20 protein-coding genes and 3 pseudogenes are annotated in these 18,802 nt (G+C 61.1%); 17 read left to right on the top strand and 6 right to left on the bottom strand.

Annotation, left to right across the window (positions count from 1 at the left end; translation table 11 throughout):
- Positions 1–3 precede the first annotated feature (3 nt).
- The 3 genes from GUY40_RS21230 (at position 4) to GUY40_RS21220 (ending at position 2,803) form a co-directional block, all read left to right on the top strand.
- Positions 4–222: a DUF2970 domain-containing protein gene (locus GUY40_RS21230; protein ID WP_166570875.1), complete on the top strand. Its 219-nt coding sequence runs from the start codon at positions 4–6 to the stop codon at positions 220–222.
- Between the two features lie 444 nt (positions 223–666).
- Entirely contained in the window at positions 667–2,325 is a 1,659-nt protein-coding gene (locus tag GUY40_RS21225) for a nitrite/sulfite reductase (RefSeq protein ID WP_166570874.1), read from the top strand.
- Positions 2,309–2,803, top strand: coding sequence for a DUF934 domain-containing protein (locus GUY40_RS21220; RefSeq protein ID WP_166570873.1), 495 nt, complete (start codon positions 2,309–2,311; stop codon positions 2,801–2,803). Before GUY40_RS21225 ends, GUY40_RS21220 begins: the two co-directional genes overlap by 17 nt.
- 54 nt (positions 2,804–2,857) lie before the next feature.
- Here GUY40_RS21220 and GUY40_RS21215 read toward each other — a convergent pair whose 3' ends face one another.
- Positions 2,858–3,208 (bottom strand): hypothetical protein, encoded by a 351-nt coding sequence (locus tag GUY40_RS21215; protein WP_166570872.1) that lies wholly within the window; start codon positions 3,206–3,208, stop codon positions 2,858–2,860.
- A 157-nt stretch (positions 3,209–3,365) separates the two neighbouring features.
- Between GUY40_RS21215 and GUY40_RS21210 the strand changes: the two genes are divergently transcribed.
- The 10 genes from GUY40_RS21210 (at position 3,366) to GUY40_RS21165 (ending at position 12,765) form a co-directional block, all read left to right on the top strand.
- The gene (locus GUY40_RS21210) at positions 3,366–3,668 is read left to right on the top strand and encodes a DUF1883 domain-containing protein (protein WP_166570871.1); all 303 of its coding nucleotides are present in this window, start codon (positions 3,366–3,368) and stop codon (positions 3,666–3,668) included.
- Between the two features lie 33 nt (positions 3,669–3,701).
- Complete coding sequence (locus tag GUY40_RS21205) at positions 3,702–3,869, top strand: hypothetical protein (RefSeq protein ID WP_166570870.1); 168 nt, start codon at positions 3,702–3,704, stop codon at positions 3,867–3,869.
- A gap of 9 nt (positions 3,870–3,878) precedes the next feature.
- Positions 3,879–4,535 (top strand): DNA oxidative demethylase AlkB, encoded by a 657-nt coding sequence (gene alkB, locus GUY40_RS21200; RefSeq protein ID WP_166570869.1) that lies wholly within the window; start codon positions 3,879–3,881, stop codon positions 4,533–4,535.
- Between the two features lie 119 nt (positions 4,536–4,654).
- Positions 4,655–5,422, top strand: a complete 768-nt coding sequence (modA, locus tag GUY40_RS21195) for a molybdate ABC transporter substrate-binding protein (protein ID WP_166570868.1) — start codon at positions 4,655–4,657, stop codon at positions 5,420–5,422.
- Complete coding sequence (modB, locus tag GUY40_RS21190; RefSeq protein WP_166570867.1) at positions 5,422–6,102, top strand: molybdate ABC transporter permease subunit; 681 nt, start codon at positions 5,422–5,424, stop codon at positions 6,100–6,102. The genes modA and modB overlap by 1 nt, the downstream gene beginning before the upstream one ends.
- Before the next feature lie 3 nt (positions 6,103–6,105).
- Positions 6,106–7,194 carry a molybdenum ABC transporter ATP-binding protein gene (gene modC / locus GUY40_RS21185; RefSeq protein ID WP_166570866.1) on the top strand — a complete coding sequence of 363 codons (1,089 nt, stop codon included), beginning with the start codon at positions 6,106–6,108 and terminating at the stop codon, positions 7,192–7,194.
- A 79-nt stretch (positions 7,195–7,273) separates the two neighbouring features.
- Positions 7,274–8,002 (top strand): thioredoxin family protein, encoded by a 729-nt coding sequence (locus tag GUY40_RS21180; RefSeq protein WP_166570865.1) that lies wholly within the window; start codon positions 7,274–7,276, stop codon positions 8,000–8,002.
- Between the two features lie 97 nt (positions 8,003–8,099).
- Complete coding sequence (locus tag GUY40_RS21175; protein WP_166570905.1) at positions 8,100–8,579, top strand: GNAT family N-acetyltransferase; 480 nt, start codon at positions 8,100–8,102, stop codon at positions 8,577–8,579.
- A gap of 307 nt (positions 8,580–8,886) precedes the next feature.
- Positions 8,887–9,513, top strand: coding sequence for a response regulator transcription factor (locus GUY40_RS21170; RefSeq protein WP_306092853.1), 627 nt, complete (start codon positions 8,887–8,889; stop codon positions 9,511–9,513).
- 6 nt (positions 9,514–9,519) lie between these two features.
- Positions 9,520–12,765: a transporter substrate-binding domain-containing protein gene (locus GUY40_RS21165; RefSeq protein ID WP_166570863.1), complete on the top strand. Its 3,246-nt coding sequence runs from the start codon at positions 9,520–9,522 to the stop codon at positions 12,763–12,765.
- 170 nt (positions 12,766–12,935) lie between these two features.
- Here GUY40_RS21165 and GUY40_RS21160 read toward each other — a convergent pair.
- A pseudogene (locus GUY40_RS21160) lies at positions 12,936–13,269 on the bottom strand (transposase); the annotation flags it as partial.
- A 204-nt stretch (positions 13,270–13,473) separates the two neighbouring features.
- Between GUY40_RS21160 and GUY40_RS28890 the strand changes: the two are divergent.
- The 4 genes and pseudogenes from GUY40_RS28890 to GUY40_RS21145 all read left to right on the top strand — a co-directional run.
- Positions 13,474–13,608 (top strand): annotated as a pseudogene (locus tag GUY40_RS28890) (histidine/lysine/arginine/ornithine ABC transporter ATP-binding protein); the annotation flags it as partial.
- Positions 13,600–13,821: pseudogene (locus GUY40_RS28885) on the top strand (Lrp/AsnC family transcriptional regulator); the annotation flags it as partial. The pseudogenes GUY40_RS28890 and GUY40_RS28885, both read left to right, overlap by 9 nt.
- Positions 13,822–13,869: 48 nt before the next feature.
- Positions 13,870–15,096 carry an RtcB family protein gene (locus GUY40_RS21150; protein WP_166570904.1) on the top strand — a complete coding sequence of 409 codons (1,227 nt, stop codon included), beginning with the start codon at positions 13,870–13,872 and terminating at the stop codon, positions 15,094–15,096.
- A 390-nt stretch (positions 15,097–15,486) separates the two neighbouring features.
- Positions 15,487–15,651 carry a hypothetical protein gene (locus GUY40_RS21145; protein WP_166570862.1) on the top strand — a complete coding sequence of 55 codons (165 nt, stop codon included), beginning with the start codon at positions 15,487–15,489 and terminating at the stop codon, positions 15,649–15,651.
- On the opposite strand, the gene GUY40_RS21140 is transcribed toward GUY40_RS21145, so the two are convergent.
- The 4 genes from GUY40_RS21140 to csiR form a co-directional block, all read right to left on the bottom strand.
- Entirely contained in the window at positions 15,648–16,190 is a 543-nt protein-coding gene (locus tag GUY40_RS21140; protein WP_371924939.1) for a phosphoribosyltransferase, read from the bottom strand. The genes GUY40_RS21145 and GUY40_RS21140 overlap by 4 nt on opposite strands.
- Positions 16,180–16,323: a hypothetical protein gene (locus GUY40_RS28585; RefSeq protein WP_306092852.1), complete on the bottom strand. Its 144-nt coding sequence runs from the start codon at positions 16,321–16,323 to the stop codon at positions 16,180–16,182. The genes GUY40_RS21140 and GUY40_RS28585 overlap by 11 nt, the downstream gene beginning before the upstream one ends.
- 2 nt (positions 16,324–16,325) lie before the next feature.
- Positions 16,326–17,687: an erythromycin esterase family protein gene (locus GUY40_RS21135; protein ID WP_166570861.1), complete on the bottom strand. Its 1,362-nt coding sequence runs from the start codon at positions 17,685–17,687 to the stop codon at positions 16,326–16,328.
- 98 nt (positions 17,688–17,785) lie between these two features.
- Positions 17,786–18,505, bottom strand: coding sequence for a DNA-binding transcriptional regulator CsiR (csiR, locus tag GUY40_RS21130; protein ID WP_256675808.1), 720 nt, complete (start codon positions 18,503–18,505; stop codon positions 17,786–17,788).
- Positions 18,506–18,802 lie beyond the last annotated feature (297 nt).

Below are 18,802 nucleotides of genomic sequence, written 5' to 3'. Positions count from 1 at the left end.
CTCATGGATGATCCCGCCAAACCCAAGCCCCCTACCCTCTGGCAAGTGCTGCACAGCGTCATTGCCGCTGCCTTCGGGGTGCAGAGTTCAAAGAATCGCGCCCGCGATTTCACCCACGGCAAACCCGGCCATTTCATCGCCGTGGGCGTGCTATTCACGGTTGTGTTCGTGCTGATTCTGATCGGCGTGGTCAACCTGGTGCTGCACCTCGCCCACGCTTGACGCACAACGCCCCTCAGGCTGTTGCTTGAGGGGCGTTGACTGCTTTGACGGCCTGTTACTGATGGCTGACCCAGAATACCGCTGTGCCCACGACCAGAATGATCAGAAACAGAATCGCCCACGCATCGACGCTGCTGTCACTCTTTCGTGCCTTGGTAGGATTGCCCATTGCATCGCCTCTTGTGATTTCTTGTCGGTGAATGCATGTCACGCCCTGAGTTAAGTTCAGCATTGCCCATAACTCAAGCGCGGGTATTACCTGTTCCAGAGCGCGGCGAGGCAAAAAGGTAAGAAGACGTATCACCCTTAGACCATTCAGTTCTTTGCATATATTCAAACTTCACTTTTGCGCATAACTCCAAACTGGTATCTTTCGCAGGCTCTGAAAAGAGTGCGCGGCCGTGCGCGCAGACAAGCTGTAACCAGCCTGAGAACAGGATCTATATGTACGTTTACGACGAGTACGATCAACGGATCATCGAGGACCGCGTCAAGCAGTTCCGGGATCAGACCCGCCGCTATCTGGCTGGGGAACTTAGCGAAGAAGAGTTCCGCCCGCTGCGCCTGCAAAATGGCCTCTATATCCAACGCTTCGCGCCCATGCTGCGAGTCGCCGTGCCTTATGGCCAGCTGACTTCGCGCCAGACGCGGATGCTGGCGAAAATCGCCCGCGACTACGACAAGGGCTACGCCCATATCAGTACGCGCCAGAACGTCCAGTACAACTGGCCTGCGCTGGAAGATATCCCGGACATTCTGGCTGAGCTGGCCACCGTGCAGATGCACGCCATCCAGACCAGCGGCAACTGCCTGCGCAACGTCACTACCGACCAGTTTGCCGGCGTCGCCGCCGACGAGCTGATCGACCCGCGCCCATGGTGCGAGCTGGTGCGTCAGTGGACCACGTTCCACCCTGAATTCGCCTACCTGCCACGCAAGTTCAAGATCGCCATCAACGGCGCTACCAGCGACCGTGCGGCCATCGAAGTCCACGACATCGGCCTTGAGCCGGTCCACAACGAAGCCGGCGAGCTGGGCTTTCGCGTGTTGGTCGGTGGCGGCCTGGGCCGTACCCCGGTGGTCGGCGCGTTCATCAATGAATTCCTGCCGTGGCAAGACCTGCTCAGCTACCTGGACGCCATCCTGCGCGTCTACAACCGCTACGGTCGTCGCGACAACAAGTACAAGGCCCGGATCAAGATCCTGGTCAAGGCGCTCACCCCTGAAGTGTTCGCTCAAAAGGTCGACGCCGAAATGGCCCACCTGCGCGGCGGCAGCACCACACTGACCGAAGCCGAAGTACAGCGCGTGGCCAAGCACTTCGTCGACCCGGCCTACAAATCCCTGGACGACTTCAGCGCCCAACTCACCCAACTGGATCAGGAACACCCAGGCTTCGCGCGCTGGCGTAGCCGCAACGTGCTGGCCCACAAAAAGCCTGGCTACGTTGCCGTGACCCTGTCCCTCAAGCCCACCGGTGTTGCCCCAGGCGACCTGACCGACAAGCAACTGGACGCTGTCGCCGACCTGGCCGACCGTTACAGCTTCGGCCAGCTGCGTACCTCCCACGAGCAGAACATCATTCTGGCCGACGTCGAGCAAAGCCAACTGCACACCCTGTGGCTGGAACTGCGCGAAAACGGCTTCGCCACACCGAACATCGGCTTGCTGACCGACATCATCTGCTGCCCTGGCGGTGATTTCTGCTCGCTGGCCAACGCCAAGTCGATCCCGATCGCCGAAGCCATCCAGCGCCGTTTCGACGACCTGGACTACCTGTTCGACATCGGTGAACTGGACCTGAACATCTCCGGGTGCATGAACGCCTGTGGTCACCACCACGTCGGCCACATCGGCATCCTGGGCGTGGACAAGAAAGGCGAAGAGTTCTACCAGGTGTCCCTGGGTGGCAGTGCCAGCCGCGACGCCAGCCTGGGCAAGATCCTCGGCCCCTCCTTCGCACAGGACGTGATGCCGGATGTGATCGAAAAGCTGATCGCCGTCTACGTCGAAAAACGTACCGAAGACGAGCGCTTCATCGACACCTACCAACGTATCGGCATCGACCCTTTCAAGGAGCGCGTCTATGCAGCGAATCATTAAGAACGACCAGATCGTCGACGAAACCTGGCACCTGCTGCCCAAGGATTTCAACTTTGACGAACTGAGCAACTGCGACGATTACATCGTGCCGTTGCAAATGTGGCGTGACCACGCTCACGTACTCAAGGCCCGCGATGGCGGCCTGGGTGTGTGGCTGGACAGCGACGAAGAAGCCGAAGAAATCGGCGAAGAGGTGCAGCACTTCCAGGTGATCGCGCTGAACTTCCCGGCGTTCACCGACGGGCGCAACTACTCCAACGCGCGCCTGCTGCGTGATCGCTACAGCTTCAAGGGCGAGCTGCGGGCCATTGGCGACGTACTGCGTGACCAGCTGTTCTACCTGAGCCGCTGTGGCTTCGACGCCTTCGCGATTCGAGCCGACAAGGACCCTGAAGAAGCGCTGAAAAGCCTGAAGGACTTTTCGGTGACCTATCAGGCAGCGACTGACGAGCCATTGCCGCTGTTCCGTCGCCGCTGATATTGCTCTAAAAGCATCGCCGCACCGCCGCGATGCATTTTCAGCCTGTAAAAATCAGCCAGAGATGCACTCGGTCGCCGCCGCTTGCACATCCCCCACCCGCAACGGCATGTTGGACATGCGCTCGCGCACCTTGATGCTGCTGCCGCCTGAGCGTTCAGTGATGTCCACCAGCGCCGCCGGTGACGACAAGAGTTTCTGCGGCACGATCACGCGCACACCATCCTTTTGCGATTCAATCACCGAAGGGTCGCGACTGTCCGCCAGCTTGTCGACCAGGCATTTGGCGTAGGCATCAGGTTCCTTACCGGAAATGACACTCATCGATTCATGACTCTGTTCGAGATCCGAAACATTCGCACAACCGGTCAGCGCCGCAGCCAGCGCCAGCAAAGCCCATCTCATCAAATGCATTCCCATCGGTAAAAAATCTCTGACAACCAAAAGGCAGGTTTGCTCCCTGAACAGGCCTATTTATCTTGCACCACCACGCAGCCACGGCTTTGGTCGCCGCCCCGTGGTATCTTTTGCCCTTGACCGCACCCTCGTTCCGGAGAGTTGAATGAAATTCGTACACCAGCGCGAGCACCTCAACGAAGACGATATCGTCGTCATCGAGTGCTCCCAGCGCTGCAATATCCGACTGATGAGCGATGCCAACTTCCGCAGTTTCAAGAATGGCGGACGGCATACTTATCATGGCGGCGCCTTCGACAAATTCCCGGCCAAGATCACCGCGCCCAGCACCGGCTATTGGAACATCACCATCGATACCGCCGGCACCAGGCTGTCCGATGTCGGCCGCAAAAGTACCTTTACCCATTCGATCAAGATCATTCGCCGCACATCCTCCAGGCTGTCCTGAGCCGCGGCCCCACTCACCCAGGCAGGTAATACCGTGACCGGCACCACTAAATACGTTGTGAAATACAAACTCGACGGCCAGCAACGCTTCGAGTTCGCCCAACTGGCCTCCGACTCCCAGGAACAAGCCAAGGCTGCCCTGGAGAAGATCCATGGCAACCTCGATGGCATCACCGACATTCGCGTGAGCAAGGCGCTCTAGGCTCATGCCATGACCCTGGACCTGTTCGCCGACAGCGACACCGAGCAACCCGCCCAGCGGATTGCCCTGGGGGCGCAGTCGTGGTTGCTGCGAGGCTTCGCCCTACCCTGGGTCGATAACTTGCTGCCGGCCCTGCGCCAGGTCCTGCGCCAATCGCCGCTGCGCCACATGGTGACGCCCGGTGGCTTCACCATGTCGGTGGCTTTGAGCAACTGTGGCGACTGGGGCTGGACCAGCGACCGCAGCGGCTATCGCTACAGCGCCATCGACCCCAGGACCGGGCGCCCCTGGCCACCGATGCCCGACGTGGTGCGAGCGCTTGCCCGCGCCGCGGCCAGTGACGCAGGTTTTGACGACTTCATCCCCGATGCCTGCCTGATCAACCGCTACGTGCCGGGTGCGCGCGTGTCCTTGCACCAGGACAAAAACGAAGCCGACTTCGCATATCCCATCGTTTCAGTGTCCCTCGGCCTGCCCGCGGTGTTCCAGTTTGGCGGCACCGAGCGCAACGAGCGGCCTCAGCGCGTGCCCCTGCTGCACGGCGATGTCGCGGTATGGGGTGGCGTCGATCGTCTGCGCTACCACGGCATTCTGCCGATCAAGGAAGGGCTGCACCCGGTCCTGGGCGCGCAGCGTATCAATATCACCATGCGCAAGGCCCATTAGCCCCCCTTCACGGGGCCCATTCCGTTTACAGGTCAATCGCTATATAGTTGCCTACATAGCGATTTCCCCCTGTCGGGCATGCACAGTGCGCCCGCCAACAGCCTCTGCGGAGCTACTTGATGAGTATGCGTGCCCCCCGTTTCGCTACCTTGGGCGTCACTGCCCTGTTCGCTGCAATGGCCTGCACCCAGGCGATGGCCGATGAGGTTCAGGTAGCGGTCGCTGCCAATTTCACCGCGCCCATCCAGGCGATCGCCAAAGACTTCGAGAAAGACACCGGGCACAAGCTGGTCGCCGCTTTTGGCGCCACCGGCCAGTTCTATACCCAGATCAAGAACGGTGCACCGTTCGAGGTGTTCCTCGCCGCTGACGACAGCATCCCTGTCAAGCTCGAAAAAGAAGGCGACACCGTTGCCGGTTCGCGCTTCACCTATGCTGTCGGCACCCTGGCCCTGTGGTCGGCCAAGGAAGGTTATGTCGATGCCAAGGGCGAGGTCCTGAAGAAAAACGACTACAAACACCTCTCCATTGCCAACCCCAAGGCTGCGCCTTATGGCCTGGCCGCCACCCAGGTGCTGGACAAACTGAAACTGACCGACGCCACCCGCAGCAAGCTGGTCGAAGGCCAGAACATCACCCAGGCGTTCCAGTTCGTCTCCACCGGCAATGCCGAGCTGGGCTTCGTTGCCCTGTCGCAGATCTACCAGAACGGCAAGGTCACCAGCGGCTCGGCCTGGATCGTGCCGGCCGAGCTGCATGACCCGATCAAGCAGGACGCGGTGATCCTCACCAAGGGCAAGGACAACCCGGCCGCCAAGGCGTTGATGGACTACCTTAAAGGTCCGAAAGCCACCGCCATCATCAAATCCTACGGTTACGAACTCTGATGCCGTTGGCCCCCGCGGACTGGGCAGCGATCTGGCTGACCTTAAAGCTGGCGTCGCTGACCACGCTGATCCTGCTGCTGATCGGCACACCGATCGCCTGGTGGCTGGCGCGCACCCGCTCATGGCTACGGGGGCCAATCGGCGCCGTGGTGGCATTGCCGTTGGTGCTGCCTCCCACGGTCATCGGCTTTTACCTGCTGCTGGTACTCGGGCCGCAGGGTGTTATCGGTCAACTGACCCAGGCCCTGGGCCTGGGGACGGTGGTGTTCAGTTTCACGGGGCTGGTGATCGGCTCGGTGATCTACTCGATGCCCTTCGTGGTCCAGCCGCTGCAGAACGCCTTTGCAGCCATTGGCGAGCGCCCGCTGGAAGTAGCCGCTACCTTGCGCGCGAGCCGCTGGGACACGTTTTTTTCTGTTGTTCTGCCGCTGGCACGGCCCGGTTTCATTACCGCGTCGATCCTGGGGTTTGCCCATACCGTGGGCGAGTTCGGTGTGGTGTTGATGATCGGCGGCAATATTCCGGAGCGAACCCGGGTGGTGTCGGTGCAGATCTACGATCACGTCGAAGCCCTGGAATATATGCAGGCCCATTGGCTGGCCGGTGCCATGCTGGTGTTTTCTTTTTTGGTGTTGTTGGCGCTGTATGGCAGCCGCCAAGGCAAATCCGCCTGGAGTTGAGCCATGGCTGCACAGATTCAAGCGCGCCTGCAAGTGGCCTTCCCGGACTTCGATCTGGACGTCGACCTGCACCTGCCGGGGCGCGGCGTGAGCGCCCTGTTCGGCCCTTCAGGCTCAGGCAAGACCACCTGCCTGCGCTGCCTGGCGGGGCTGGAGAAAGCCGACCAGGCCTATATCGAGGTCAACGGCGAGGTCTGGGAGGACAGCCAGCGCAAGCACTTCGTCGCGCCGCATTTGCGTGCCATCGGCTACGTGTTCCAGGAAGCCAGCCTGTTCCCGCATCTGTCGGTGCGCGGCAACCTGGAGTTCGGCTGGCGACGTGTCGCTGCGCAGCAGCGCAAGGTGAAGCTTGAGCATGCCTGCGAGTTGCTCGGCATCGGTCACCTGCTCGATCGCGCGCCGGGCAACCTGTCCGGCGGCGAGCGCCAGCGGGTAGGGATCGCCCGGGCGCTGCTGACCAGCCCGCGCCTGCTGTTGATGGACGAACCGCTTGCCGCCCTCGACAGCCAGCGCAAGCGCGAGATCCTGCCCTTCCTGGAGCGCCTGCACGATGAGCTGGAAATCCCGCTGGTGTACGTCAGCCATGCTCATGAGGAAGTGGCGCGGCTGGCCGACCATTTGGTGCTGATCGAACACGGCAAGGTCCAGGCCAGCGGCCCGATCGGCGAAACCCTGGCGCGGCTGGATCTGCCGCTGGCGCTGGGGGACGACGCCGGCGTGGTGATCGAGGGCCGCGTCTGTGCCTTCGATTCCACCTACCAGTTGCTGACCCTGGCATTGCCAAACAGTCAGTCCCGGATGCGAGTTGCTCACGCGGCCTTGCCGGTGGGCACAACGCTGCGCCTGAAGGTCCAGGCCCGTGATATCAGCCTCAACCTGCAACCGGATGGCCAGAGCAGCATTCTCAATCGCCTGCCGGTGGTGGTGACCGGCCAGCGCCTGGCCGACAACAGCGCCCACGTGCTGGTCAGCCTCGACGCCAACGGCACGCCGTTGCTGGCGCGGATCACCCGCTACTCCTTCGATCAATTGCACCTGCACACCGGGCAGACGGTCTGGGCTCAGATCAAAGCGGTGGCCGTGCTCGCCTGAGGGGACCGGCGGTCGTGAACCCTGTCCAATACCCTGCCGGCCAAACGACCATACAACAGGTACAACCGGAGAAATTGTCATGAGTAATCTCGATAAATCCGCCGTGGTAACCCGCGAACAATGGCTGATCGCCCGCAAGCAGTTGCTGCTGCACGAAAAGGCCTTCACTCACCAGCGCGACGAACTCAGCGCCGCCCGCCGCGCCCTGCCGTGGGTGAAGATCGACACGCCCTATCGCTTCAAGGGGGCTGATGGCGAGCTGAGCCTGGCGGACCTGTTCGCCGGTCGCAGTCAGCTGATCGTCTACCACTTCATGTTTGGCGAGGGCTGGGATGAGGGCTGCTCCGGCTGCTCGTTTCTGGCCGACCATTTTGATGGCGCCAACCTGCACCTGGCCCACCATGACGTGTCGCTGGTAGCGGTGTCCCATGCGCCGTTTGCCGAGTTCCAGGCGTTCAGGCAGCGCATGGGCTGGAAGTTTGCCTGGGTCTCGTCCCATGGCTGTGATTTCAATCACGACTTCCAGGTGTCAGCCAGCCCTGCGGAGCTGGCCGAAGGCACCTTCAGTTACAACTACGAAACGGCTAAAGCCGAAGCCGAAATGCCGGGGTTGAGTGTGTTTTACCGCGACGATAACGACGATATTTTCCACACCTATTCGACCTACGCGCGGGGGCTGGACCTATTAGTCGGCGCTTACAATTTTCTGGATTTGATGCCCAAGGGGCGTAACGAAGGCGAGATCATGGATTGGGTTCGGCATCATGATCGGTATGAGAATGCGAAAGAGAAGACGGGCTGTCATTGAATGAAGCGCTGGATTCATGGGCGGCAGGCCGGGCGAATCGACAAGCCTTGGCGGACGCGATAGCGTGGAGGTTTCCCTGCCGTTCAAGGAGTTCACCGTGGCCATCACCATTCGCCCGGCAACCCGCGCCGACGCCGAGCAAATCCTGACCTTTATCACGGACCTTGCAATCTTCGAAAAGGCCGAGGAACACGTCATCGCCACTGTGGCCGACATCGAGCGAAGCCTGTTCAGCGAGCAGGCCACTACCCACGCCCTGATGTGCTACCAGGGCGATCAGCCGGTAGGCTTCGCGGTGTATTTTTTCAGCTACTCCACCTGGCAAGGGCGCCGGGGGCTGTATCTGGAAGACCTCTATGTAGCGACCGAACACCGGCGTTGCGGGGCCGGTAAAGCCTTGCTGCGTCGCCTTGCACAGCTTGCCTGTGAGCACGATTGCGGGCGTTTCGAATGGAGCGTACTGGACTGGAATCAGCCGGCCATCGACTTTTACGAGTCCATCGGTGCCCAGGCGCAGGATGAGTGGGTGCGCTACCGTCTGGACGGTGAGCGGCTGAAGCAGTTTGCCCAGTCCTGATATCGGATCAAGTCAACAGTGCTATCAATATGAATATCAACAAGCTGCATAAACAATGAAATGCCGGATCGTGCAATTCGCCTGACCGGGGCAGTTGAAGGCGGGTTTTCTGCATCGCCAGCGTGTGGAAGATCGTGAACGTTAAGATCTGACAAATGGAGATGTAGGAATTTTCCTATTTCTTATAGGAAGTTTTCCTTCATCCTATACTGCGAATACCCAAAATGGAGAAATCGCCTTAAGGTATGCGGCCTATCCCACCCCACAGGTGCCCGCATCGCTTTCAGGCACTGTCAAGGAGCCATTGATGCACAAGGCACTCATCGTCGACGACCACCCCGTGATCCGGCTCGCCGTCAGAATGCTGCTTGAGAACAAGGGTTATAAAGTGGTTGGCGAAACCGGCGATGCCGCTGGTGCTATCCAACAAGCCCGCGAAACCAGCCCGGACGTCGTCATTCTCGACATCGGCCTGCCCGGCGTCGATGGACTGGAAGTCATCGACCGGCTGAAACGGCTCGATCACCCGCCCCGTATTCTGGTGCTGACCGCCCAGGAACCCGCCCTTTATTCCAAGCGCTGCCAGCAAGCAGGCGCGGCAGCCTTTGTCAGAAAAGGTGAAGACCTGGAAGAGTTGCTGGGCGCTCTGCGTGCGGTGATGTCCGGCTACAGCTGCTTCCCTGACCTGATGAATTCACCGCGTACACGCAGCCGCAAGCTTCACAGCGAAGAACAACTGTTCTCGACCTTGTCGAATCGGGAGATGGCGGTGCTGGAGCAGTTGGCCAAGGGACTGTCCAACAACGCCATCAGCGAAGTCATGCACCTGAGTCCGAAAACCATCAGCACTTACAAGACCCGCATCATGGAGAAACTGCAGGTCAACTCGCTGGTTGAAATGGTCGATATGGCCAAGCGTCTGTCGCCGATCTGATCCTGCATGCCAATCCATCGGATATGCACTGTGCTGCTCAGTGGCTGCCTTGTGCTGGGGTGGGTCGGCGCAACTTTCGCCCAAGCCCCACAAGACCGACAACTGCTGGCGCGCCCCGGTGTCGGCAGCGAACGGCCGGCGCTCAACGCCGCCGATCACCAGTGGCTCAGGCACAAAGGGGTGCTGGTACTGGGCGCCTCCGCACCGGACTACCCACCGTTCGACATCACTGTCAGCCAATCGGAATATGAAGGCTTGACCGCCGATTATGCCGGCCTTGTGGGTGAACGTCTGGGCGTGCGTATTGAAGTGCGACGTTTCGCCAGTCGCCGCGAGGCGATTGATGCCCTGCACACAGGCAGCATCGACATGCTGGGCAGTTCCAACAGCTTCGAGGCGGCGGACGCGAACCTGGTCCTGAGCCAGCCTTATGCCGAAGACCAGTCGGTGATCGTCACCCCGGCCGGCATGCCGCGCCACCCCAATGACCCACTGGCCGACGATACCCTGGCGATGGTCGATCATTATTTGCCGGCCTCCGATGTCCGGGCGCTGTATCCACAGGCCCGACTGCAGCTCTACCCGTCCATTCAGGCCGCCCTCGCCGCCGTTGCCTACGGCACCGCGGACGTCTATCTGGGCGATGCCATCAGCTCCGATTACCTGGTCAGCAAAAACTTTCTGGACAGCGTTCGCCTGTCCCATTTCACCCGCCAGCAGCACAAGGCCTTCGGTTTTGCCTTGAACCGCGATACCCCTGAGCTGCTGCGCCTGATTAACGGCGCTTTAGTCAGCATCGGCGAAAGCGACCGGCTGAATATCCTGCGCCGCTGGAGCGGCGGCAGCACCAGCATGTTGATGAGCAATACCGCGCTGCACCTGAACCCCAGGGAGCGCGACTGGATTGCCGATCACCCGGTGGTGCGGGTCGTCATCAACGAAAGCTACGCACCTTTGACGTTTTTCGACGCCGACCAACGATTTCGTGGCATCACCGCCGATGTGCTGGAGCAAATCAGCTTGCGTACCGGCTTGCGCTTCGAGGTGATCCGAGCCGCTTCGGTGCAGGCCATGATGACCGCGTTGGCGCAAGGCAAGGCCGACCTGATCGGCGCCCTGAACCGCAGCGAGCGCCGCGAGCAGGTGCTCAGTTTCACCCGCCCTTACCTGGCCAACTCGTTTGTGCTGGTCGGCCGTCAGGATGGGCGCCAAACCGTGACGCTTGAGCAGTTGCAAGGCAAGCGCCTGACGCTGGTGAGCGGCACGCCATTGACTGGTTTTCTTGAGCGGCATTACCCCACCATCACCCTGATCGAAGCGCAGAATGCCCTCGACGCCATGGAGCAAGTGGCGCAAGGTCGGGCGGATGCCGCGATCAATACGCAAATCAGCGCCAGTTACTTTATCAATCGCCTGTTCAAGGATCGCCTGCGCATCGTCACCACCGTGGGCGATATGCCGGCCACAGCGGCCTTTGCCACTCGCCACGATGCCACGCAGCTGTTGGCCATCCTCGACAAGACTCTGCTGGCGATCGCCCCGGATGAAATGACTCAGCTGGCCAATCGCTGGCGAACTAACGCGGTCATCAACGACAGCCTGTGGCGCAACTACCGCTCGCTGATCCTGCAGATTCTGGTCGGGGCTGGGGTTTTGCTGCTGGCCTTCCTGATCTGGAACACCTGGTTGCGCAAGCTCAACCGTGAGCGTGCACTGCTGCTGGAGGAACTGCGCCAGGCCAAAGAGCGGGCCATTGATGCCAGCCGCGCCAAGACCACCTTTCTGACAACCATGAGTCACGAAATCCGCACCCCCATGAATGCGGTGATCGGCCTGCTGGAAATGGCCCTGAAAAAGGCCGATCAAGGCCAGCTCGACCGGTTCGCGCTGCAAGTGGCGTTCGATTCGGCCAATGGCCTGTTGGCGCTGATTGGCGACATTCTCGATGTCGTGCGCATCGAGTCCGGGCACATGTCCCTCAACCCCGAGCCTGCCGATCTGCGCACCACCGTGCAGGCCGCCGCACGGGTGTTCGAAGGCAATGCGCGGCTCAAGGGCGTGCCCCTGATTGTCGATATCGAGCCGGGGCTGCCTGAAAGCGTGCTGATCGATCCGCTGCGTTTCAAGCAGATCCTTTCCAACCTGTTGAGCAACGCGCTCAAGTTCACCGAGCAAGGGCAGGTGCGCGTCGTGGTGCGCGGTCAACACTCAGACAATCCCGATCAGCTGGAGCTGATGGTGTTGATCGAAGACACCGGCATCGGCATTTCTGCCGCGGATCAAGCGCGACTGTTCAGCCCCTTTGCACAGGCTCAAGGCCCTGCCGCACGCCAGGGCACCGGCTTGGGTCTGGTGATCAGCCGAACGTTATGCGAAATGATGGGTGGCCAGCTGACCTTGCAGAGCACCCTGGGCAAAGGGACGCGGGTACGACTGCACCTGAGCGTGCCGGTGAGCAGCGCACCTGCCGGCGAGCAGGCACTGGCCGCAGAGGCGCCCGGCGCCTGCCTGAACGTGTTAGTGGTGGACGATTACCCCGCCAACCTCATGTTGCTGAACAAGCAACTGAGTTTTCTCGGCCATCGGGTCAGTGAAGCGACCGACGGAGCGCTGGGGCTTGCCGCCTGGCGCAGCGGGTATTTCGATGTGGTCATTACCGATTGCAACATGCCGGCCATGAGCGGCTACGAATTGAGCCGGGCCATCCGGGCGCAGGAGCACACCGAGGGTCGCAAGGCATGCCTGATTCTGGGCTTTACCGCCAATGCCGTGCCTCAGGAACTCGAACGTTGCCAGGCAGCGGGCATGGACGGTTGTTTGTTCAAGCCGATCGGCCTGAACGAGCTGAACCGCCACCTCAATGCGTGGGTGCCGATGGCGCAGGGCTCACCCGACGCGCCATCGGGCGAGGTACTGGATCTGGACCAGGTGCGCCAACTGAGCCTGGGGGATCCGCAACTGGTCGAGCGGCTGCTCAAGGAAATTGCCCGCAGCAATCAGGAAGAACAGCACGCCTTGCTTGCTCTCACACAGGCGCTGGACCTGCCTGCCCTCGCCGAGTTGGCCCACCGGATCAAGGGTGGGGCACAGATGCTCAAGGCCAAGACCATCGTTGCTCAATGCGATGCCCTTGAACTCGCCTGCAGAGCAGGCTTGCCAAAGGCCGATATCGAAAATATGAGCCAAGCGCTGCAAGCAAGTTTGGTAGACCTGGCTGCACAACTGACGCGTCAGCTGCAGGAGACCGCCTAGGAGCCTGTCGGACTTGACCACGGCAAGAGGGAGACTGTAGATCCGGAGCAAGGCGTTTTCTGACGAGGCGCCGCTCCTTTCCCCACGAGTTGATGGGCGCGGTACTGGAGCGGCGTGTTTGCGCGCCTGAGCCTCTGGGGGGCTGCCGTCAGGGCGCACTTTTCTACCGGTTATACCGTGCGCAGCACATGCAAGCGTTTGATGTTCCAGGCCATGGTCACCAAACTCCATTCAGTCCGCGCATGCTCATCTGCCGACAACCCATTACCCGCTTGATGATGCCAAACACTGGCTCGACCGTTTGCTTGCGCAGCTTGTACAACGCTCGGCCATCTTGCGTGCTCAGGCGATGGGCCATTTGTTCGACCGGGTCACTTCGTCTGCGGTGGCGGGCAAGGCCGCAATGCGCTGCAGCGCAGGAACCACTTCGCGCTTGTCATTGCAGGCCTGAGTGACATGTTGCGTGACCACCAGCATCGTCTCAACATCCACCCCGGCTTGAGAGATCGCCGAGGGCGGAATGACGGGTAGAGCTGAACCTGCCTTAGCCGACGAGATCTGTTGACGACCCATTCGCGCCCAAGCGCACGCAACAGTGCGGTTGCCGACAGCGCGGCCGCCAAGCTCAAGGTTCAAGACTTGCATAAACGCTATGGCGAACATGAGGTGCTCAAGGGCGTTTCGCTGAACGCCAGAGCCGGTGATGTGATCATCCTGTTCGACGAACCGACCTCGACGCTCGACCCCGAGCTGGTCGGCGAAGTGCTCAAAGTCATACAGACGCTGGCCGAGGAAGGTCGTACCATGGTCATGGTCACCCACGAAATGGGTTTTGCCTACGAAAAACTGTCATCGCTGGTGCACCTCACGCCCAGGCCCTGCCTGGAACGGGTGCGCAAGCTCGAACGGCGTGGAGTGATTCGTGGTTACGGGGCGATCATCGATGTGCAGATGGTTTCCCCGGGGCTGTCGCTGCTGGTGCTGGTCGCCCTCTCCAACCAGAGCGGGCGTGCAGCCCAGAAAGCCTTCGAAGCCTGCGTCAAGGCCTGCCCGCAGGGGCTCCCTGGTAGTTTTGAGATCCTGCACCCCGCGGAGGAATACCCCATGCCAACCCCCACCTATGAACTCCTCGAAGTCCCCGGCGGCAAGCCGATCAAGCTCTGGACCCACGGCGTGCCTGTCGAGCCCGAGGCCAGGGCCCAGCTGATCGCCACTGCGAAGATGCCCTTCATCTTCAAGCACCTGGCCGTGATGCCGGATGTGCACCTGGGCAAGGGCTCGACCATCGGCAGCGTGGTCCCGACCGTCGGCGCGATCATCCCGGCCGCCGTGGGTGTGGACATCGGTTGCGGCATGATCGCTGCGCGCACCTCACTGACCGCCGCCGACCTGCCGGACAACCTGAGTCGTCTGCGCAGTGCCATCGAGAATGCCGTGCCCCACGGGCGCAGTTTCGGCCGAAACAAGCGCGACACGGGAGCCTGGGACAACGTACCCGGCTCGGCGGAGCATGCCTGGAGAGCGCTGGCCGGGCGCTTCAAGGCGATCACCGACAAGTACCCGCGCCTGGAAAAAACCAACAACCGCCAGCACCTGGGCACCCTGGGTACCGGCAACCATTTCATCGAAGTCTGCCTGGATGAAGCCAACCGTGTCTGGTTCATGTTGCACAGCGGTTCACGCGGGGTCGGCAACGCCATCGGCTGCCTGTTCATCGAACTGGCCCAGGCCGACATGCGCCAGCACATCGCCAACCTGCCCCACCGCGACCTGGCATATTTCGAGGAAGGCAGCCGGCACTTCGCCGATTACGTGGAGGCCGTCGGCTGGGCCCAGGATTTCGCCCGGCAGAACCGCGCCTTGATGATGCACGCGGTCATCGGCGCGGCGCGCCAGGTCATAGCCAAGCCCTTCGATGCCGAACTCGAAGCGGTGAACTGTCACCACAACTACGTGCAACGGGAGCGGCATTTCGGCCGGGAGGTATTGGTCACCCGCAAGGGCGCGGTGTCGGCGCAAAAGGGTGAACTGGGGATCATCCCGGGCTCCATGGGCGCCAAGAGCTTCATCGTCCGCGGGCTAGGCAACGAGGAGTCGTTCTGCTCCTGCAGCCACGGCGCGGGCCGCGTCATGAGCCGGACCCAGGCGAAAAAGCTGTTCACCGTCGCCGACCAGATCCGCGCCACCGCGCATGTCGAGTGTCGCAAGGACGCTGACGTGATCGACGAAATCCCGATGGCCTACAAGGACATCGACCGCGTCATGGAAGCCCAGCGCGAGCTGGTGGAAGTCGTGCACACCCTGCGCCAGGTGGTGTGTGTAAAGGGATAGTTGAGCGCTGTCTCAGGCGTCCTTCGCAGCAGACAACCGTTACACCTTCCGCACAGGACCCGGGTACTGCGCGACCATTGCATCAGCCGTCAGCAGCGTTATGCCCTCAACCATCGCCTGCGCCACCAGGATGCGGTCAAACGGGTCCTTGTGTATGGGCGGCAGACCATCTATGGCGACAGCATGCTCGCTAGCGATTGGCAATTCGCTATAGCCGTTATCCAGCAGACCCCGACGTAGAACAGGTGGCTGGTGACACGGCGGGTCGCCGTGGCCGGGGATGTCCTGAAAATCTTCAGCGCGTGACCAGTGGCCATCGATTGATGGAACGATAGCGCTACCAGGGTTTCTAACGAGAGTTATCTTGGTGAACGTCCACTCGAGGTTTGTATGGATATCAAAACCCCTCGCACGCCCGAAAAACCTGACCCCAATGCACCGGACCATCTGCCCAGCGGCGTGGCCCTGAATGATGCCGACGACGCCGAAGAACCCGAAGTCCTGCCAGAGGACCCGGACATCGCCGGCGATGACGCCTCCGAAGAGCCCGGCTAGCTTTCCTCTCGCCGGGCTTTTTCCAGCAACTCGATGACTTCCTCGTCGGTGGTTTGTTCGAAGTGCTGGTAATGCGCGCCGACCGCCCCAAACCACGAAGGTACGACCGGGCAGACCAGCTCGTCGACCAACGGTCGCAAGCTTTCGAGGCTTTCCCGGGGCCCGACGGGAACGGCAAGGATCAGGCGCTTGATTTGCAACCCCGCCAGCGACATCAGCACGACCCGGGCGGTATTACCGGTCGCGACGCCGTCGTCGACGACAATGACGTCCCGCCCCGCGAGCAGGGGTGACCGTCGATTGCCACAATAGACCGCACGGCGCCGGCGGATTTCCTCCAGTTGCCGCTCTTTCTCGGCCTCGAACCAGCGCGGCGACATGCCCATCGAGTCGAGCATGATCTGATCGACGACCCAGATCGGTTCGGGACCATCGACGATAGCACCGATGGCGAACTCTTCATGACCGGGGGCGCCGATCTTGCGCGACAGAATGACGTCCAGCGGCGCCTTGAACGCCATGGCGATCTCATAGGCCACCGGCACGCCGCCCACGAGGCAGCGCCAGTACCAGGGGTGTTTCGGTCACCAGCGGGCGCAGCGCTTCGACAAGCGCCTTGCCGGCCGCCCGGCGATCCCTGAACGCCGGAGCAAACGATTGATAGGAATGCATGCTCACACTCCAAACGGAAAGGTATCCTCTTCCAGGCTTGTGATGTGCGGCGCGGGTAACGGCGTCACCGCACGGGTTTTTTCAATCCAGATATACGCATCGAACTGCTCGGCCAGGAGCGCTTCGAAATAGTGGCTTTTGCGCTCGGACTCAGGTCGGTAGATAACGCCGATCGCGCGTTCGAGCAGCACCTGGGACAAGGCTTCGCGCAGTTTGCCGCGTGAAAGGTCGCGCCAGTCGGTCAGCGAGGCGCTCACGCCAGCCTTGAGAAACTGCTGCTCCCAACTGTCGGCCCGCGAGGGCAGGACCTTCTTGACCCGCACCTCGCCATCCCAGTCATCGGCCGCGGCAACTTCACCGCGATCAGTGCCCATACCGATCAATACCGCATCGCGGCCAAAGGCCAATCGGCAAAGTTGCCCGATATTGAGCTCGCCTCTCCAGCCCATCGAGGTGGCCGCTGCATTGCCGATATGTGAATTATGCGCCCATACGACGGCCCTGGCATCGTTGCCCCGATGGTCGAGCAAGGCCCGCAAGGTATCGAACATATGCTGATCGCGCAGGTTCCACGAGGCTTTGGAGCTGCGGTAAATCGCCCGGTAGTATTGTTCGGCAGCGCGCACCACGCGGGCATTCTGGGTAGCGCCGAAAAAGGCCTCGTCGTCCTCGATGAAACGCCCGAGCCGTTCGCCCAGCAAGCTGTTCAACTGGTCGACCACCGCTTGCTCGCAGGGCATTTCACCCAGGCGCTCGACGAAATGACCATACAGCGCCGGATCGTCCTGCCAGGGCGTGAGGCAGCCGTAGCGATGGCGGGCTTCATGGGCCAGCTGCGGGTCGATTCGCTCCAGGTAGCCGAGCACCTCGGCAATCGAGTTGCGCATGCTGTAGACATCCAGACCACGGAACTCGACGTGCTGCCCCGGCGGCAGTGCGCGGTTGTGGGCATGCAGCCAGCGGGCGAACCTGTCCATGTCGGTATTGCGCCACATCCACACCGGAAACCGGGTGAACGCCTTGTGTTTCCACGCCGATGGCCCCAGCCCGCGCACGCAACGGTCGATCTGGCCGGCGTCGGGCCAATCCGCTTCGACCGCCACGATCGAAAAGCCATGGCGCTCGATCAACCGCTTGGTAATGGCTGCCCGGGTACGGTAGAAATCCGAAGTCCCGTGGCTGGCTTCGCCGATCAACACCACCCGGGCATCACCGTAGCGATCAAACAGCTTGCCGAAGTCGAGGCTGTCCAGGGCTGGCAAGGATTCGGCGTATTGCTTCAACAGGGGGGTAATCACAGCCAGGTCACCCTCGTTGCGACGATGGGAGAAATGCTGCAGCGGGTGCCGGGCTCGCGAGTTCATCGAAGTCCACCTCAAGGACGAGCAATGATGAACGGAAGACTTTCCCGCACGCCCAATGTTCCGCTCAATCGACCAACGTCATCGATCGAGCGGCGCCGTCAGACCAGCGGGGCGATGGATGCGACGGTCGCCTTGTGTTCACCGCGCTGCATGACCTCGACAATGATCGGTACAGGCGTCATCAGGTGGGTGCGCATCATGGCCGTGGCGCGCAGTGCATCGCGCGCAAGAATGGCCTCGACCAACGCGGCATGCTCCTTGCGCTTGAGTTCCAGGGCTTCTTCGGAGAACACCGTTTGGGTCAGCCACAAATGGCGGTAGCGCTCGGCCTGATCGAACAGATAGCCGCGCGCCTGCAACAGGTGCTTGGAACCGCAACCGGCGGCGATGGCGGTATGAAAGGCCTTGTGCCGCTCGTCCCAGACATCGAGTACCTGCTCGCGGGTTTTCACATCCATGACTTTCGAGAGCGTATGGGACTGCGCCAGGATCTGCGCCTCCCAGGCGTCGTCGCCACGCTCGATGGCCAGGCCGACGATCATCGCTTCCAGGTTGGCGCGGGCGTCATAGATGTCCTGCATTTCCTGCAAGGACATGGGCGCGACCCGGTAGCCCTTCTGGCTGATCACCACCACCAGGTGCTCTGCCACCAGTTGCGACAGTGCTTCGCGCAGCGGTCCGACACCCAGGTCATAGCGCTCCTTGAGCCCGCTCATGAGGAGTTTTTCACCGGGCTTGAACACGCCACGGATGATGTCCCGCTTGAGCCGCTCATACCCACTGATTGCAGAGCTCTGCCTGGGGGTGAGGCTATCCAAAGTTGCTGCTCCTGAAATCGTCGAAGCGCCAATCATACCCAAACATCTACCAGCCGAAAAACATTAGACGAAAGTATATTTTGTCGCCTATAAACAAAAATGTAGACATTTTTAATTGATAGCGATATTTTTTGTTCCATGCCTGATCCAGATCAACCCTGGAAGGCGCCAATCACTACCTTCTGCCCAGGAATCGCCGCCATGAACGCCTTTACTCAGATTCAGGACCTTGTGATGCCGCTGCCATCGCAGAGCAAGGGCTTCACCCTCACCCCCTCCAGCCAGTCGCCGCGCCTG

Origin of the sequence: Pseudomonas sp. R5(2019) (genome assembly GCF_009905435.1) — a bacterium.
Taxonomy (GTDB): domain Bacteria; phylum Pseudomonadota; class Gammaproteobacteria; order Pseudomonadales; family Pseudomonadaceae; genus Aquipseudomonas.
Note: the sequence above shows the minus strand (reverse complement) of the source record. Positions and strands in the feature narration are given on the sequence as shown.